Source organism: Synechococcus sp. HJ21-Hayes, from assembly GCF_024345835.1.
Classification (GTDB): Bacteria; Cyanobacteriota; Cyanobacteriia; order PCC-6307; family Cyanobiaceae; genus Vulcanococcus.
This window is the reverse complement of record NZ_JAGQBW010000004.1, coordinates 42731-60010: the sequence shown is the minus strand read 5'-3', so window position 1 is coordinate 60010 and position 17280 is coordinate 42731. Positions and strand designations below refer to the sequence as shown.

Genomic DNA, 17280 nt, shown 5'->3' with positions numbered 1-17280 from the left:
CGGTTGGGGGCGTTGCGCTGTGAGGCTAGGGCTCCCCTGCAGACTGGCTTTCAGCGATGGGCTGATGGTGGCGAAATTGCAGTGCATGCGGGGCATGGTGGATCTGCTGCCGGGGCAGACACCCCTGTGGCAGCGGGTGGAGGCCACGGCCCACGAGCACTTCCGCCGCGCCGTTGTGCAGGAGATCCGCACCCCGCTGCTGGAGGCCACGGAGCTGTTCGCCCGCGGCATCGGCGAGGCCACCGATGTGGTGGGCAAGGAGATGTACACCTTCACCGATCGCGGTGATCGCAGCTGCACCCTGCGGCCGGAGGGCACGGCCTCGGTGGTGCGGGCCGTGATCCAGCACGGCCTGCTGAGCCAGGGGCCGCAACGGCTCTGGTATGGCGGGCCGATGTTCCGTTATGAGCGCCCCCAGGCCGGCCGCCAGCGCCAGTTCCACCAGATCGGCCTGGAACTGCTCGGCTTCGCCGACGCCCGCTCCGATGTGGAGGCAATCGCCATCGCCTGGGATCTGCTGGCGGATCTGGGCGTGCAGGGCCTGGCGCTGGAGCTGAACACCCTCGGCAGCGGCGCCGATCGGGCCCGCTACCGCGAGCAGCTGGTGGCTTTTCTGCAGCAGCACCGCGAACAGCTCGATCCCGATTCGCAAGACCGGCTGGAGCGCAATCCCCTGCGCATCCTCGATTCCAAGAACGCCACCACCCAGGAGCTGCTGGCCGGTGCCCCCACGCTGGCGGATGCCCTGGCCCCCGAGAGCCGCGAGCGCTTTGAGCTGGTGAAGGCGGGCCTGGCGGCCCTGGAGATCCCCTTCACGCTCAATCCCCGGCTGGTGCGCGGGCTCGACTACTACAGCCACACTGCCTTTGAGATCACCTCCAGCCAGCTGGGGGCCCAGGCCACCGTGTGCGGCGGCGGCCGCTACGACGGCCTGGTGGAGCAGCTGGGTGGTGACCCCACCCCCGCCATCGGCTGGGCCCTGGGGATGGAGCGGCTGGTGCTGCTGCTGGCCCAGGGGGAAGCCAACCCGGCCCCTGCGCCGGATCTCTATCTCGTGAATCGCGGCGAGGCCGCCGAGGCGGCCGCCTCGGTGCTGGCCCGCCAGCTGCGCCGATCGGGCCTCAGTGTGGAGCTGGATGCCAGCGGCTCGGCCTTCGGTAAGCAGTTCAAGAGAGCCAACCGCAGCGGCGCCACCTGGGCCGCCGTGCTCGGCGAGGGCGAGCTGGAGCGGGGCGTGGTGCTGCTCCAGCCGCTGCGCGGGCAAGCTGCGGAGGAGATGGCGTTTCCCCTCGCTGATCTAGCCGGGCTGCTTGAGCGGCTGAAGCCGGTAGCATTTTGAGATCACCAGAGTGCCGTGATGGCTTCGTTGAGCCTGCGAGGAATTCCGGATGAGGTGTACGAGGGCCTGCGAGAACTGGCGGCCCTCAACCATCGCAGCATGCAGGAACAGGCTCGCTTGATGCTGGAGCGCGAAGTGCGTGGCGCACGGCCGCAGATGTTGGTCTCGGTGCACCAGTGGCGAGAGCGGCTTCAAGGCCGCTCATTCCCTGATCTTCTGGACGATCTTCGGAGCGATCGTGAGCGTTGAGCCCGATCTGTTTGTGCTCGATGCCTCAGCTGTTTTGCGGCTCTTTCTGGTAGATGGCGCCCTACCTCCAAGGCTTGAGTCTGCCGTTGAGCGGGGGTGCAGAGGGGATGCCTGGTTGCTGGCGCCGGATCTTCTCTGGATCGAGTGCACATCCGTGCTGCTCAAGCAGCTGAAGCGAGGTTTGCTCTCGGCTGAAGAAGCCATTGAGCTGCAGGCTGATCTCTGCCAGCTGCCCATTCGCGCAGAGCCTGCAGGCAGCCTGTGTGGCATGGCCTTGCAGTTGGCAACTCAGCATCAACTCAGCGCGTACGACGCTCTGTATCTGGCCTTGGCATTGCGCGACAAGGCTTGCCTGATCACCGCGGATCAGCAATTGCATCAGGCCGCCCGTCGTTGTGGGTGTGTTCAGTGAGTTCCCAGAACCCCCAGCTCTCGATCCTGGTGGCCACCTGGAACTGCGCGCCCCAGCTGGCGGCCTTCCTGGAGAGCCTGGCGGCCCAGAGCTTCAGCCACTGGGAGCTCTTGCTGCTCGACAACGCCTCCCAGGACGGCACGGCTGAACTGGTGGAGGCCTTCCAGCAGCGGTTCTCTAGCCCTGGGCAGGTGATCTGGAGCAGCCAGCCCGACAGCGGCATCTACGACGCCTGGAACCGGGGTCTGCCGCTGGCGCAGGGCCACTACCTGAGCTTCATCGGCGCCGACGATCTGTTCCTCGATCCCCACAGCCTGGAGCGCATCGCGGCCCTCGCAGCCACCGGTGTCCATTTGATCACCGCCCGCAACGCTTATCACGCCGCCGACGGCCGGTTCCTGCGCCACTGGGGCTCAGGCTGGCAGTGGCAGCGCATGCGCCAGTCGATGAACATTGCTCACCCAGGCATGTTGGTGCGCCGCGAGCTATTCGAGCGCCTGGGCCCGTTCGATGCCAGCTTCCGCATCTGTGGCGATTACGAGTGGTTCCTGCGGCTGCCGCCGGATCTGCGCACGGTGCACACCAGCGATCCGATCCTCAAGGTGGTGCAGGCCGGCGTGAGCCACACCCGCATCGGCCAGGTGTACGCGGAAACCTTCCGGGCCCAGCGCCGCCACCTGGGCGCACCCCTGAGCGCCGCCTGCTGGACGCTGAACTGGGCTAAGTACGGCCGCCGCCGTCTGATCGGGCTGGCCTGACCCGAGCATTAGGTGGCTAGGTTGTTGTAATGGCATCCCTCCAGATTCGAGACATGCCGGATGCGGCGCATCGCCAGTTGCAGCTGCGTGCGTGCCGGCATCACCGACTCGATGCGCAGGTGCGCCTGAAAAATCTTTGGCGTCAGCTGCCAAGGGTGGAATGGCCGGAGTCGCCCGAGGTGATGGTGCGGGCCGATCGCGAGCGCTGAGGTGGGCGTTTGTGTGATTGACGCCTCAGCGTTGCCGGCAGGGGTTGATCCTCAGGAGCCGGATCGGCATCTGCAGGCAGAAGCTCTGACACTCGCGCGTCGTGAGGCGGCCACGGTGTTGAGTTGTGATCAGCGCCCGTTGAGGTTGGCCGAGCAGGTGCTGCCATGACCCTGCTGCTCAACTACCGCCCGGTGCTGCGCCAGCCCACGGGCATCGGCGTGTATGCCAATGCGGTGCTGCCGGAGTTGCAGCAACTGCCCCATGTGCTGATTCCCGGTGGCGAGGAGGGCAGCGCCAGCCAACGTCTGAAGCGCCTGGCCTGGACCCAGCTCGAGCTGCCGCGCCTCGCCAGGCGGCATGGTGCCTCGCTGATTTTCACGCCCGCACCGGAGGGCTATCTGGGGCCGCAGACCATCCCCCAGATGGTGATGGTGCACGACCTGCGGCCGATCAGTCACCCGGAGCGCTCGCTGCAGAGCCTCTATTTCCGCAGCTGGGTGCCGCCGTTGTTGCGGGCAGCTCGGCATGTGCTCACCAATTCGCAATTCACGGCCGGAGAAATTCAGCGCTGTACTGGCCTGCCGACCGACCGCATCACGGTGATTCCCCTCGGTTACGACGCCCAGCACTTCACCCCTGGCGATCCCCAGGGGCCGATCCCCCAGCAGCCCTACCTGCTGCACGTGGGCCAGGCCTACCCCCACAAGAATCTGCGGCGCTTGCTCCAGGCCTTTGCCCAGGTGGCGCCCGCCCATCCCGAGCTGCGGCTGGTGCTCGCGGGCAAGCCCCATCCCACGGAGACCCCGCAACTCCAGGCGCTGGTGGCCGAGCTGGGACTGCAGCTGCGAGTGGAGTTTCGGGCCTACGTGCCGGCCAGCGCCTTGCCCGATCTCTACCGGGGGGCGCTGGCCTTGGTTTATCCGAGCCTGTGGGAGGGCTTCGGGCTGCCGGTGCTGGAGGCCATGGCCTGTGGCACGTCGGTGATCACCAGCGTGGGCTCGGGCACTGAGGAGGTGGCAGGTGATGCGGCCCTGCTGGTGGATCCGGCCCACACCGATGCCCTGAGCCAGGCCCTGCGCCGCCTGCTCGATCAGCCCAGCCTGCAGGAGCAGTGCCGCCGCCAGGGGCTGGAGCGTGCTGCGCAGTTCAGCTGGGCGGGCACGGCGGCGGCCACTCGGGCTTTGCTGGAAAGCCTGAGCGGGGCAGCGTGATCCCCAATCTTCACATCGCTTTCCAATTCGGCGGAGGGGGATGTCCCGAGGTCTCTTTGGCACGGCCTGGATCACCGCGGTGCGATCAGCGGGCTGGCGTCGGCGATCACGATTGCAGCCCCTGCTCAAGGGTGTAGAGATTCGGTGTTGGCTTCGGCAGTGCCGCCCACACCCCGTGCTGTGACAGAGCCCTGCACGGGGTCATTGGTTTCGCGGGCAGGCTCGCAACCGGAGCAAGATCGGATCATGAGTGTGATCCGTTTGAAGGCCAAGCGAGCTCGGCCAATGCCCACGCCGGTGAGCGAGGCCCGTTCCGTACACGCGTGGTGCGCATGGGGGGTGGTGGCGCCTTCGGCCACAACGGCGGCAGCGATGGAGGGTTTGCTGCGTCGGGGGATCTGTACCAAGGCAGCCCAGCAATGGCTCTCCCGGAAACCGGCAGGCGGTACCAGTCGCGATCAACTTCTTGCCGAGGTTTCCGAACGCCTGGAGGAGTGCCCGTCGCCTGATACGGAGTGGCAGAGCGTGCGCGAGGTGCTCGACGACGACCTGCTGGCTGGGCTGCTCGCGATCAGCCAGGTGTCGTTGCGCCGCTATGCCAAAGGAGAGCGCCCCTGCCCGGATCTCACCGCCGTGCGGCTCCATTGGTTGGCCTTGGTGATCGAACAGCTGGAGGGCACCTACAACGCCTGGGGCATCCGCCGTTGGTTCCAGCGGCCCCGGGCTGCTCTTGATGGCCAGGCGCTCCTGGATCGTCTCCAAGGTCCATGGGATCCAGACGACAACGCCATCCAACCGATTTTTTCTTTGGCGCAGTCGGCGAGCTTCGGCATGGTGGCCAGTTGAGTCCGTTGCGCCTGGGCTTTTGCGTCTGTGATCGTCGCTACCCATTCCTGTGGTCCAACCCTGGCCAATCCGCGGGGCATTGGAATCGCGCCGGTGATCAACCTGTGCACTACCTGGCCAGCACCCCAACGGTGGCCTGGGCGGAATGGATCCGACATCAGGAGATCCATGAGCCAGAAGACCTGGCGGGTGTGGCCGCAGCCCTGTGGGCTGTCCTGATCCCGGAGTCCTGGAGTTGTGAAAAGCTGCCGGAGGCGTCTTTGCCTCTGCAGGCCGTGCTGGGCACCACAGCGGATGCGCACACTGCCAGGCTCAACCTGGTAGCGCTGCATCAGAGCCACCACTCCCTGCCTTGCATGCAGGTGATCGCTGATGGCGAGCAGGCAACAACCCTGGCAATTCCTGCTCACGTGATCCTTCTCTGGTGCCAGGCGGAGCAGCTACCCGGCTGGTGCTGCGTTCCGAAAGGCCGCCCCGGCCCAGAGCTGTTGCCGCTGGTGCGGCGCGACGGAAGGTTGGTCGAATAGACCATGCCACCTCACCGCTGCTGGTGGTGCCGATCGGTGTGGCACGGCCCTTCAAGGCGGTGGCCTGAACGGGCAGACCCAAAACCACGTCTCGCTGGGCTCGGGACGGCCTAGGCATCCAGTAGCTGGATGTGCGAGGCTTATTTGGTGTACGGATCGAGGTGGTTGAGCTTTGCTCCCTCCCGGTGCGGAGCTAGGCACACCACTGTAGTGCTGATATGCACAACCCTGCCCCTTTGTTGTATTGCCTGTCTCGATGACTGTTCTGGTGACGGGTGCCGTCGGGTTTATTGGCTACCACCTAAGTACGCGGCTTCTGGAGCGGGGTACGCCGGTGGTAGGGCTTGACAACCTCAATCCCTACTACGACCCAGCTCTTAAGCGCTCGCGGTTGGAGCAGTTAGAGACCACGGCAACGCGAACGGGTACCAGCTTTCAGCTGATTGAGGCCAATCTGGAGAATCAGCAGGCAGTAAACGCCGCTTTCGTTGAGCACAATCCCACCCAGGTCGTGAACCTGGCAGCCCAGGCTGGAGTGCGTTACTCCATCGAAAACCCAGCGGCCTATATCCAAGCAAATCTAGTGGGCTTTGGCCACATCTTGGAGAGCTGCCGCCACCATGGTATTGAACACCTTGTATATGCCTCCAGTAGCAGTGTGTATGGCGGCAATGCCAACCTGCCTTTTTCTGAGCACCAGAGTGTCGACCACCCAGTGAGCCTCTACGCGGCCAGCAAAAAGGCCAATGAGCTGATGGCGCACACCTACAGCCATCTCTATGGGTTGGCGGCTACGGGGCTACGCTTCTTTACGGTATATGGCCCCTGGGGCCGGCCAGACATGGCTTTGTTCATGTTCACCAAAGCCATGCTGGAAGGCCGGCCAATCCAGGTGTTCAATAACGGTCAGATGGTGCGCGATTTCACCTATGTCGACGACATCGTCGATAGCCTGATTCGGGTGCTCGACAAACCGGCTGCTCCCGATCCCGCCTTTGATCCCGCCAATCCGGATCCAGCAACCAGCTGGGCGCCGCATCGGGTGTTCAACATCGGCAACAGCAACCCCACGCCGCTGATGGACTACATCGAGGCGATCGAGAACGCCCTAGGGATCATCGCCGAAAAGCAGTTCCTGCCGATGCAGCCCGGCGATGTGCCCGCCACAGCGGCCGATACCTCAGCGCTGGAAGCCTGGACGGGATTCAAGCCAAACACGCCCGTAGCGGAGGGGGTAGCTCGGTTTGTCGCCTGGTATCAAGATTTTTACGGCGTTTGAGGTGCACTGGTGAATCGCTTCCCTGAACTCAACACTTGCACCGTGGCAGTGATCGGCCTGGGCTATGTGGGCCTGCCACTGGCGGTGGAATTCGCCAAACCCCAGGCCTGCCGCCGCACTGGCGCCCCGCTGCGCCGACGGGTGATCGGTTTCGACATCCATCAGCAGCGTCTCAGGGAGCTGCGTGCCGGCCATGACCGCACCAACGAAACCAGCGCCGAAGAGCTGCAGGGTGCGCAGCTGCTGGAGTTCACCACCGATCCAGCCCTGCTGGCTGCAGCCGATGTTGTCGTGGTGACGGTGCCCACCCCGATCGATAGCGCCAAGCGTCCCGATCTCACGGCTCTGGAAAAGGCCAGTGCCACGGTGGGCAAGGTACTCAAAGCCCGCGCCGCCCAGGGTGCCAGCGCCATGCCGGTGGTGGTCTACGAGAGCACGGTGTATCCCGGCGCCACCGAGGAGGTGTGCGTGCCGATCCTGGAAAGTGAATCCGGCCTGCGCTTCAATGAATCTTTCTGCTGCGGTTACAGCCCCGAGCGGATCAACCCGGGCGATTCCGAGCACAAGCTCACTACGATCATCAAGGTGACCAGCGGCAGCACGCCGGAAGCGGCGGCGTGGGTGGATGGCTTCTACGGCTCGATCATCGAAGCCGGCACCCACCTGGCTCCGAGCCTGAAGGTGGCGGAGGCTGCCAAGGTGATTGAAAACACCCAGCGCGACCTGAACATCGCCTTGGTGAACGAGCTGGCTTTGATCTTCCGGCAGATGGGGATCGACACGCTGGACGTACTGGAGGCGGCGGGTACCAAGTGGAACTTCCTCCCATTCCGCCCGGGCCTCGTGGGAGGCCACTGCATCGGCGTGGACCCCTACTACCTCACCCACAAAGCCGAGGAGTTGGGTTATCACCCGCAGGTGGTGCTCGCGGGCCGGCGGATCAATGATGGCATGGGGCGTTGGCTAGCCGAGCAGCTGGTGTTGGGGCTGGCCCAGCGGCGCTTGCCAGTGGTGGGAACACGAGTGCTGGTTCTGGGTCTGACGTTCAAGGAGAACTGCCCCGACCTGCGCAACACCAAGGTGGTGGATCTGATCGAGGGCCTGCAGCGCTACGGCATGGAGGTGGACGTGGTGGATCCTTGGGTGGATCCGGAAGAGGCCCAACGGGAATACGGTCTAACCGTCAACCCCGCCATGCCGACCCAGGACACCTACGGCGCGGTGGTGGCCGCCGTGGCTCACCAACAGTTTGCGCAGCTGTCGGCGGAGCAGTGGCTGCAGCTGTTGATCACTAACGGCGTGATGCTGGATCTCAAGGGCATCGTGCCCAGGGAGCTGGAGCCCATTCGGATTTGATGCGCCAATCTCCTTTCTCATGAATACAGGGATTCACCCCACAGCAACCATTCACTCCTCAGCTATTATTGACGAGGGAGCCATAATTGGCCCGAATAGCCGCGTCTGGCACTGGGTGCACATCTGCTCGGGAGCCGTGATTGGCGAACGCTGCTCGTTTGGCCAGAACGTGTTTGTAGGAAACTGGGTTCGGATTGGCAACAACGTCAAGATCCAGAATAACGTTTCGGTGTACGACAACGTGACACTGGAGGATGATGTGTTTTGCGGGCCTAGCATGGTGTTCACCAATGTGTACAACCCGCGCTCGGCAGTCAGCCGCAAAGATGCCTATCGCGACACGCTTGTAGAGCGGGGGGCAACGCTGGGGGCCAACTGCACGATCGTGTGCGGCACCCGCATCGGCCACCATGCTTTCATCGGTGCCGGGGCGGTGGTGAATCGTCCGGTGAAATCCTTTTCTCTAATGGTGGGGGTGCCAGCACGGCAGGTGGGCTGGATGAGTGCCTATGGCGAGCGTGTGGAGCTGCCGCTTCAGGGGCAAGGCGAATGGATCTGCCCCCACACCGGCGATCGCTACACGCTGCGGGGCGATCAGATGTTGCGCACCCCGGCAGAACCAACCTGATGCAGTTCATTGATCTCAAGGCCCAGCAACACCAGCCGTTGGCCGACGGCCGTAACCTGCGCCAGGCGATCGATGCGCGCATTGCTGGGGTGCTCGAGCACGGCCAGTACATCCTTGGCCCGGAAGTAGCAGAACTGGAGCAGCGGCTGGCCGGCTATGTGGGAGTGGACCACTGCGTGGCTGTGGCCAGCGGCACCGATGCCCTGCTTATCGCGCTTATGGCGCTGGGGGTGCAGGCCGGCGATGAGGTGATCACCACGCCCTTCTCGTTCATCGCCACCGCTGAGACCATCGCCCTGCTAGGAGCGGTGCCGGTGTACGTGGACATCGATCCAGCCACCTACAACCTTGACCCCGACCGACTGGAGGAGTCGATCACGCCCCGCACCAGGGCGATCATCCCAGTGAGCCTCTACGGCCAGCCGGCGGACTTCGGGGCGATCAATGCCATCGCCAAGCGCCACGGCCTCCCCGTGATTGAAGACGGCGCCCAGAGCTTCGGGGCGACGCACCATGGGCAACGAAGCTGTGGCCTCAGCACGATCGGCACCACCAGCTTCTTTCCCTCCAAGCCCCTGGGCGGCTACGGCGATGGCGGTGCCTGCTTCACGTCGGATGGGGAGTTGGCCGAGCGGATGCGACGGATCTCGCGCCACGGCCAGAGCAGCCGCTACTTCCACACCGACGTGGGTGTGAACGGGCGGATCGACACCCTGCAGGCGGCGATCGTGCTGGCCAAGCTGGAGCTATTCGAGGTGGAAGTGGAGCTCCGCGGCCGAATCGGCGTTGAACTAAGCGCCAGGCTGCAGGCTGTCGGGATCGCTAGCACCCCGCAATTGGCGCCTGGCAACACCAGCGTGTACGCCCAGTACACGATTCAGGTGAACAACCGGCCGGCGGTGCAAGCCGCCTTGAAAGAGCAAGGCATTCCCACGGCTGTGCACTACCCGACACTGCTGTGCGAGCAACCAGCCCTGGCTGCGCAGGGCCCCTGCGCCCAGCAATGCCAGAAAATCTGTGGCTGCCAGGTTGCCCAGTCTGCCAGAGAGCGAGTGCTGAGCCTGCCGATGCATCCCTATTTGAGCGAGGCCGATCAGGAGCAGATTGCAGCTTCCGTTGCCGCTGCCATGGCTTCCACCGTTCCAAAGAAAGCTGTGATCTGAGATTTTATGCTCCATCCCATTGCTCCGATCACCGATCGCCGCATCCGCATCGCCCTGGTGGGCTGCGGCCGGATCAGTCGAAACCACATCAAGGCCATCGCGTTGCACCACGACCGGGCCGAGCTGGTGGCGATATGCGACACCCAGCCCGAGCGGCTGGATAAGGCCCAGCAGCTGGTAACCGAGGCTGGTGCCGAGCACCCCGGCGCCGCAACGAACTCTGCACAATTCGGCACCTATAGCGAGCTGCTCGCGGCTGTGCAAACCAACATTACTCCCGTGGATCTGGTGGTGTTGGCCACCCCCAGCGGCCTGCACCCAAGCCAGGCGATCGCCGCCGCTGAGGTTGGCCTGCATGTTTGCACCGAAAAGCCGATGGCCACCCGCTGGGCCGATGGGGTGGAGATGGTGAAGGCCTGCGACGATGCTGGTGTGCGCCTGTTTGTGGTGAAGCAGAACCGCTTCAACAGCACCCTGCAGCTGGTGAAACGGCAGCTGCGGGCTGGGCGCTTCGGCAAGCTGGCGATGGTGGCGGTAAACGTGTTCTGGCAGCGGCCGCAGAGCTACTACAACCAGGACAGCTGGCGCGGCACCTGGGAGTTTGACGGCGGCGCCCTGATGAACCAGGCCAGTCACTACGTGGACCTGCTGGACTGGCTGGTTGGGCCTGTGGAGAGCGTCAGTGCCTCGATCGCCACCCTGGGCCGCGTCATTGAAGTGGAAGACACGGCGGCGCTGCAGCTGCGCTGGCGCAATGGCGCCCTGGGTACCATGGCCGTAACGATGCTCACCTATCCCAAGAACCTGGAGGGCTCTATCACGCTGCTGGGAGAAACCGGCACGGTGCGCATCGGAGGCCCGGCGGTGAATCAGATCGAGCACTGGGCCTTTGCTGATGAGAGCTCCGACGATGCGCTGGTGGAGCAGGCCAGTTATGCCACCACCAGCGTGTATGGCTATGGCCATCCCCCTTATTACGCCAATGTGCTCGATGCATTGCAGGGCAAGGAGGATGCTCTCTGCGACGGCCGCGAGGGCTTGCGCAGCCTGGAGCTGCTGATCGGGGCGTACCGTTCAGCACGGGATGGGCGCGCGGTTCATCTGCCAATGGAGTACTGAGTGAGCAAAAAAGCAGAGCCCACAGTTATTCTGCTGCAGGGAATCTGGGGCTATCTGAGTCAACGGCGCCGCATTCAGATGGGGCTACTTCTCCTGATGATGTTGGCCAGCGGTGTCGCAGAGCTCGCCTCGCTTGGCGCAGTGCTGCCATTCCTGGCAGTTCTCAGTGACCCTGCAAGACTTTGGCAGCAGCCCTTAGTGCAGGGTCTTGCCAGCTCCGCGCGGCTCACAGAGGCGAGGCAACTGATCCTGCCAGCCATGGCAATCTTTGCAACAGTTGCGGTGCTGGCTGCAGTGGTTCGGCTGGCGAACCTGTGGTTGAATAGTCGCCTGGCGGCCGCAGTCGGGTCCGACCTGAGTTGCGAGGCCTATAGGCGCACGCTTTATCAGCCCTATGAAGTCCATCTTCAGCGCAACAGCAGCACAGTTATCACAGCAACCATTACGCAAATCAACCTTTCAGTGGCTGCACTCAATGCACTGCTGCAGCTGATCACAGCAGCCATTGTAGCTACTGGATTGCTGATCGGTTTGCTGCTGATTGATTGGCCTGTAGCCTTGGTCGTGTCCATTCTTTTTGGTGGTGCCTACGGCTGGCTGGCTGGCTCTACCCGCTGGAAACTCCGCAGTAACGGTGAAAGAATCGCTGTAGCGACAAATCAGCAACTCAAGGCTTTGCAGGAGGGGCTTGGTGCCATTCGCGATGTCTTGCTGGATGGTAGCCAGCCGACCTATCTGGAGATTTACCGGCGAGCTGATCGACCGCAGCGGCAGTTGCAGGCCCAGAATCAATATTTATCAGCGTTCCCCCGTTATATTCTGGAAGCCTTGGGTACCGTAGCTCTTGCTCTGCTGGGTGGGCTTCTGGTGTTGCAGCGGGGCAGTGGAACCGTCGTCATTCCTGTGCTCGGCGCCTTTGCTTTGGGCGCCCAACGCTTGCTTCCAGCACTCCAGCAAGTGTATACCGGCTGGGCGGCCTTAAAGGCATACAACCCTGCTCTATCTGACGTCCTTGCAATGCTTCGGCAGCCATTGCCTGCCGGAGGGCGATTGGCGGCGCCAATGTCTTTTCGGAAGTGCCTGCAGCTTGAGACTGTCTGCTTTCGCTATGGTGAAGACCTGCCTGAGGTTATCAGTCATTTAGCCCTCGAGATTTTCCCAGGTGAGCGGATCGGCGTGATCGGCAGTACCGGCAGCGGCAAGAGCACCTTGGCTGATCTGTTGATGGGGCTACTTGAGCCTACGTCTGGCAGGATTTTGGTTGACGGCGATGACATTCACGAACGAAAGAATCCAGAGCGCCTTCACTCTTGGCGAGCATCCATTGCCCACGTACCCCAAGACATTTATCTGGCAGACAGCTCGATTGCAGAGAATATCGCCTTTGGAGTGCACCCTCATGAGATCGATATGGAGCGGGTCCGCCGTGCCGCGAATCAGGCTCAAATTGCCAGCTTCATTGAGGCTAATGATCAAGCCTATGAGGGATTGGTGGGAGAACGAGGCATTCGCCTCAGCGGCGGGCAGCGCCAACGCATTGGTATTGCGCGAGCGCTTTACAAAGAGGCCAACGTGCTTGTTTTTGATGAGGCGACAAGCGCACTCGACAACGGCACCGAACGTGCGGTGATGGACGCCATAGAGGGCTTAAGCCGGAATCTCACCTTGGTGATGATTGCCCACAGGTTGAGCACCGTGTCCAATTGTGATCGTGTGATCGAATTGCTCGGTGGACGGATTCACAGGCAAATGAAAGGGGTGGAAGTATCCCGCCACAATCCATGAGCTCCGTCCATGCAGACATCGCCATCCTCGGCGGCGGCATGGTGGGTCTGGCTCTGGCCCATCAGCTCCTGGAACGGCATCCCGGGTTGTCGATCGTCGTGATCGACAAGGAACCTGAAATCGGCCGCCACAGCTCTGGTCGCAATAGTGGCGTTCTGCATGCCGGAGTTTATTACCCCCCAGGCACGCTCAAGGCGCAGGTGTGTGTGCAGGGTGCACGGCGGTTGCGTGCCTGGTGTGAGGCCGAACGGTTGCCAGTTTTGGCCTGTGGTAAGGTGATCGCGCCCCAGGCGCCGGAGCTGGATGGCCAGCTCGACCTGCTGCTTAAGCGAGGTCAAGCAAATGGGGCTGAGGTTCACCTGATCGATCGAGCGGAGTTTCAGCGCCGTGTGCCCGATGGTCTCACGGCCAGTGGTCGAGCCCTCTGGAGCCCAGGAACCTGCGTGGTCAAGCCCAAGCTGGTGCTGCAGCGGTTGCAGCAGAGGCTCAGGGAGAGGGGGGTCGTCTTTCAGCTCGGCACACGAATCGCCCGAGTGCAACCTGAAGCGAGAACCTTGACCCTACAGAACAGTTCCTGGGCAGGGCACGTGCTGACCTATGGCTATCTCTTCAATGCCACCGGTCTTCATGCCGATCGGGTGGCGCAGGCCTTCGGGCTAGCCCAGCAGTGCACCTTGCTGCCGTTCAAAGGCGTGTACTGGCAGCTGGATCCTTGCGCCCCTTTCCACTTCACCACCAACCTCTACCCGGTTCCGGATCTGAACGTGCCATTCCTGGGGGTGCATGTCACTCCGAGCCCGGATGGCAGCATCAGCCTGGGGCCAACGGCCATCCCAGCTTGGGGTAGGGAGAACTACCGGGGGCTGGAGGGAGTGGAGCCCTGGATGGCCGTCCAGTTCCTGGGCGACCTAGCCAGCCAGTGGTGGCGCAATGCCGGAGGGTTCCGCCGTTATGCCCGCGAGCAGGCGCTCCACGGACTCAAGCCGCTCTTCCTGAAGGCGGTACAGGCACTTGTCCCCGAGCTGCGCTCTGAACACCTGATCCCCAGTGAGAAGGTGGGCATCCGTGCTCAACTCTACGACCGGCGGTCTGGCACCTTGGTGCAAGACTTCAGGCTGGAGCAGGGCGAGGCGAGCACCCATGTGCTCAATGCCATCTCTCCCGCTTTCACCGCCAGTTTTGCTCTGGCCGACCTCATCCTCGATCAATCGACCTTCACTTCCATCTAATGGACATCCGCGGCAAGAAACTCCTGGTGATCGGTGGCGCTGGCTTGATTGGCTCCCACACGGTTGATGCTCTTCTGCGAGAGGATGTAGGTGAGGTGATTGTCTACGACAACTTTGTGCGTGGACGCATGGAGAACCTGGTAAATGCACGCCACGATCCTCGCTTCAAGCTGTATGATATTGGCGGAGATATTCTACAGGCGGATATTCTTGAAGCGGCGATGCAGGGCATCGATGGAGTCTTCCATTTAGCCGCTCTTTGGCTTCTGCAATGCCATGAGTTCCCGCGTTCAGCTTTCGATGTGAATGTGCTTGGCGTCTTCAATGTAATGGAGGCCTGCATCAAGGCCGGCGTGCAGCGATTGGTTTATTCCTCCTCCGCATCGGTGTATGGCGATGCCCTGAGTGAGCCGATGACGGAGGCGCATCCATTCAACAATAAAAACTTCTACGGAGCCACCAAGATCTGTGGAGAGGCGATGCTGAGATCGTTTCATCATCGCTATGGCCTGGATTATGTGGGCTTGCGCTACATGAATGTCTATGGACCTCGCCAGGACTACCAGGGCGCGTACATTGCCGTGATCATGAAGATGCTGGATGCAATTGACCGTGGCGAAAGCCCCACCATCCTGGGCGACGGTTCCGAAGCGTTCGACTTTGTGGCGGTTGAAGATTGTGCCCAAGCCAATGTGTGCGCCATGAAGGCCAGCAGCAGCGACGCTTTTTACAACGTCGGTACCGGTACCCGCACCTCGCTCAAGCAACTGACTGAACTCCTCTTGGAGCTCACTGACTGTGAACGGCCGATTAACTATGCGCCACGCAGCCAGGCCACGCTGGTGCGCAATCGGATCGGTTGCCCTAAAAAAGCGAGTGAGGAGATTGGATACACCGCCTCGATTGAGCTTCGTGAAGGTCTGCAGCGCTTGATCGATTGGCGGGCCGCTCACAAAACTGAGGTAGATGCACGTCGTTCTGCCCAGAGGGTGTCCTAAAATGTCCGAGAATCGTTTGATTCAAATCTCTCTTCCTTCAACATCAGATGAGGAGTGGCAAGCTTGTCGCGAGCCGATTCTGAGCGGTTGGCTCACGCAAGGTCCGAAGGTTGCTGCGTTTGAGCAGGCTTTTGCTAAGCGGCATGCTGTCGCGCATGCACTGGCGACCACCAGCTGCACTACGGGTTTGCATTTGATTCTCGCCGCCATGGGCATCGGCCCCGGGGATGAGGTGATCATTCCTGCTTTCACCTGGGTGGCGACCGCAAATGTTGTGGTCTATTGCGGTGCAACACCGGTCTTTGCTGACGTCAGCAGAGTGACGTACAACATTGATCCTGCTGATGTGGCGCGTAGGGTCACCTCGCGCACCAAGGCGGTGATCGCCGTGCATCTGTTTGGCCTCTGTGCCGACATCGACGCCCTGCGTGCTGTGCTGCCGAAGGAAGTTCCGATCATCGAGGATGCTGCGTGCGCCGCGGGCGCCGTCTACAAAGGTATCTCTGCCGGCGCGCTTGGATTGGCCGCTTCGTTCTCCTTCCATCCCCGCAAGTCGATCACCACCGGTGAGGGCGGCATGGTTACCAGCAACGACGATGCGCTCGCCGACGTAGCGAACATGCTGCGCAACCACGGAGCCTCGATCTCGGAGGAGCAGCGTCACAAGGGGCCACGCCCCTATCTGTTACCCGAGTTCAATCTGCTCGGCTACAACTACCGCATGACTGACCTACAAGGGGCAGTCGGCCTGGTTCAGTTGCAGAAGCTTGATCGTTTCATCGCCGAACGAGAGCAGTGGGCCACCTACTACCGCGACGCATTGGCCGGCCTCAGTTGGCTGTACATGCCGCAGCTGCCGGCGGAAGGCGGACGCCATTCCTGGCAGGCCTTCGTCACTTACGTCGATCCCGAGACAGCACCTCTGCCGCGCAACGAGATCATGGCGCGCCTCCAAGAGCGAGGAATTGCAACGCGGCCAGGGACTCACGCCGTGCATCAGCTCGGCTACTACCGTGAACGCTGTGGCATTTCACCTGATGATTATCCAGGTGCTCGTGACTGTGATGCGAACACGATGGCCATCCCCCTGCACAACAGAATGACAAAAGACGATTATAAATATGTTGCTCAATGCCTCCATGACATTTAATCCCGCAATGTTGCCTTCTTTGCCCTCATGGCTTGCCGACACTCTCGGCGTCGCCTCGCTCGATGAAGGCGTTCAGTTCACGTTGGGTGGGCAATCATTTGTTATTCAAGATGGCCTGCCTCGTAGCAGCAAGTTGGTTTCATATGAGCAGGCACAGACCCGTGAAACCTTCGGTTTCAAATGGAAGAAAGTAGAGACGTTTGGCTCTCCTTCATCTCTGGCTCGCATGCGTGCCTGGCTGATCGAACGTTATGGTGATCTTTCAGCGGTTAAGTGGCTGGAAGAGCATGGGGAGCAGCCGCTATTGATTGATGCAGGGTGTGGTGCCGGCATGTCAGGGCTTGAGCTGCTTGAACCGTTGCTTCCCCGTATTCGCTATCTCGGTGTTGATGTCTCCGAAGCCGTGGATGTAGCCCGCCAGCGCTTTGCCGAGCGTGGGCATAGCTGTGGATTTCTTCAGGCGGACATAAGCGAACTGCCCTTGCCTCCTGAATCGGTAGATCTAATCTTCTCTGAGGGAGTGCTACACCATACAAATTCGACCGAGCATGCCTTAAAGTCGCTAGCCACTTTGCTTCGAAAGGGTGGTCGTTTCATGTTCTATGTCTACAAGAAAAAAGGCCCAATCCGTGAATTTGCTGACGACTTCATTCGCGAACGGCTGCAACCGATGTCACCTGATCAAGCCTGGATAGCGATGGAGCCGCTCACGCAGCTAGGCATTTCACTTGGCAAGTTGAATGCAGAGATAGAAATACCAGAGCCCATTGATCTTCTCGGCATCCCCGCTGGAAGAACCAGCGTGCAACGCCTTTTCTATTGGCATGTTGCCAAAATGTTTTACCGATCCGATCTTACCTTCGACGAGATGAACCATATTAATTTTGATTGGTATGCGCCCGCCAATGCAACACGTCAAACACCTGAAGAGGTTCGGACATGGTGTGACGAAGCGGGGATGATTATTGAGCGCGAAGTTATTGAGGAAGCGGGTATCACGATCATTGCTCGCAAGGCCTAA

General features: G+C 61.7%; 18 protein-coding genes. All 18 read left to right on the top strand.

Annotation, left to right across the window (positions count from 1 at the left end; all coding sequences use genetic code 11):
- The first annotated feature begins 67 nt into the window (after positions 1 to 67).
- The 18 genes from hisS to KBZ14_RS04520 all read left to right on the top strand — a co-directional run bounded on the left by hisS (position 68) and on the right by KBZ14_RS04520 (position 17280).
- Entirely contained in the window at positions 68 to 1339 is a 1272-nt protein-coding gene (hisS, locus tag KBZ14_RS04605; RefSeq protein ID WP_255117228.1) for a histidine--tRNA ligase, read from the top strand.
- A gap of 18 nt (positions 1340 to 1357) precedes the next feature.
- Positions 1358 to 1588, top strand: coding sequence for a FitA-like ribbon-helix-helix domain-containing protein (locus KBZ14_RS04600; RefSeq protein WP_255117139.1), 231 nt, complete (start codon positions 1358 to 1360; stop codon positions 1586 to 1588).
- Positions 1578 to 2000, top strand: a complete 423-nt coding sequence (locus KBZ14_RS04595; RefSeq protein WP_255117138.1) for a type II toxin-antitoxin system VapC family toxin — start codon at positions 1578 to 1580, stop codon at positions 1998 to 2000. Before KBZ14_RS04600 ends, KBZ14_RS04595 begins: the two co-directional genes overlap by 11 nt.
- Positions 1997 to 2758 (top strand): glycosyltransferase family 2 protein, encoded by a 762-nt coding sequence (locus KBZ14_RS04590; protein ID WP_255117137.1) that lies wholly within the window; start codon positions 1997 to 1999, stop codon positions 2756 to 2758. The genes KBZ14_RS04595 and KBZ14_RS04590 overlap by 4 nt, the downstream gene beginning before the upstream one ends.
- Positions 2759 to 2787: 29 nt before the next feature.
- Positions 2788 to 2967 carry a hypothetical protein gene (locus KBZ14_RS04585; protein ID WP_255117136.1) on the top strand — a complete coding sequence of 60 codons (180 nt, stop codon included), beginning with the start codon at positions 2788 to 2790 and terminating at the stop codon, positions 2965 to 2967.
- A 165-nt stretch (positions 2968 to 3132) separates the two neighbouring features.
- Positions 3133 to 4179 carry a glycosyltransferase family 4 protein gene (locus KBZ14_RS04580; protein ID WP_255117135.1) on the top strand — a complete coding sequence of 349 codons (1047 nt, stop codon included), beginning with the start codon at positions 3133 to 3135 and terminating at the stop codon, positions 4177 to 4179.
- A gap of 246 nt (positions 4180 to 4425) precedes the next feature.
- On the top strand, positions 4426 to 5025 hold the full coding sequence (locus KBZ14_RS04575; protein WP_255117134.1) for a hypothetical protein: 600 nt from the start codon (positions 4426 to 4428) through the stop codon (positions 5023 to 5025).
- Positions 5022 to 5552 carry a hypothetical protein gene (locus KBZ14_RS04570; RefSeq protein WP_255117133.1) on the top strand — a complete coding sequence of 177 codons (531 nt, stop codon included), beginning with the start codon at positions 5022 to 5024 and terminating at the stop codon, positions 5550 to 5552. Before KBZ14_RS04575 ends, KBZ14_RS04570 begins: the two co-directional genes overlap by 4 nt.
- A gap of 256 nt (positions 5553 to 5808) precedes the next feature.
- Positions 5809 to 6831, top strand: a complete 1023-nt coding sequence (locus tag KBZ14_RS04565) for an NAD-dependent epimerase (protein ID WP_255117132.1) — start codon at positions 5809 to 5811, stop codon at positions 6829 to 6831.
- Positions 6832 to 6840: 9 nt separating this feature from the next.
- Positions 6841 to 8187 (top strand): nucleotide sugar dehydrogenase, encoded by a 1347-nt coding sequence (locus KBZ14_RS04560; protein ID WP_255117131.1) that lies wholly within the window; start codon positions 6841 to 6843, stop codon positions 8185 to 8187.
- 19 nt (positions 8188 to 8206) lie between these two features.
- Positions 8207 to 8815 carry an acyltransferase gene (locus KBZ14_RS04555; RefSeq protein ID WP_255117130.1) on the top strand — a complete coding sequence of 203 codons (609 nt, stop codon included), beginning with the start codon at positions 8207 to 8209 and terminating at the stop codon, positions 8813 to 8815.
- Complete coding sequence (locus KBZ14_RS04550; protein ID WP_255117129.1) at positions 8815 to 9978, top strand: DegT/DnrJ/EryC1/StrS family aminotransferase; 1164 nt, start codon at positions 8815 to 8817, stop codon at positions 9976 to 9978. The genes KBZ14_RS04555 and KBZ14_RS04550 overlap by 1 nt, the downstream gene beginning before the upstream one ends.
- A gap of 6 nt (positions 9979 to 9984) precedes the next feature.
- Complete coding sequence (locus KBZ14_RS04545) at positions 9985 to 11097, top strand: Gfo/Idh/MocA family protein (RefSeq protein WP_255117128.1); 1113 nt, start codon at positions 9985 to 9987, stop codon at positions 11095 to 11097.
- The gene (locus tag KBZ14_RS04540; RefSeq protein WP_255117127.1) at positions 11098 to 12882 is read left to right on the top strand and encodes an ABC transporter ATP-binding protein; all 1785 of its coding nucleotides are present in this window, start codon (positions 11098 to 11100) and stop codon (positions 12880 to 12882) included.
- Complete coding sequence (lhgO, locus tag KBZ14_RS04535) at positions 12879 to 14111, top strand: L-2-hydroxyglutarate oxidase (RefSeq protein WP_255117126.1); 1233 nt, start codon at positions 12879 to 12881, stop codon at positions 14109 to 14111. Before KBZ14_RS04540 ends, lhgO begins: the two co-directional genes overlap by 4 nt.
- Positions 14111 to 15109, top strand: coding sequence for an NAD-dependent epimerase/dehydratase family protein (locus tag KBZ14_RS04530; protein WP_255117125.1), 999 nt, complete (start codon positions 14111 to 14113; stop codon positions 15107 to 15109). The genes lhgO and KBZ14_RS04530 overlap by 1 nt, the downstream gene beginning before the upstream one ends.
- Position 15110: 1 nt before the next feature.
- A complete protein-coding gene (locus KBZ14_RS04525) occupies positions 15111 to 16259 on the top strand; it encodes a DegT/DnrJ/EryC1/StrS family aminotransferase (RefSeq protein WP_255117124.1) in 1149 nt (382 codons plus the stop codon).
- The gene (locus tag KBZ14_RS04520) at positions 16231 to 17280 is read left to right on the top strand and encodes a class I SAM-dependent methyltransferase (RefSeq protein WP_255117123.1); all 1050 of its coding nucleotides are present in this window, start codon (positions 16231 to 16233) and stop codon (positions 17278 to 17280) included. The genes KBZ14_RS04525 and KBZ14_RS04520 overlap by 29 nt, the downstream gene beginning before the upstream one ends.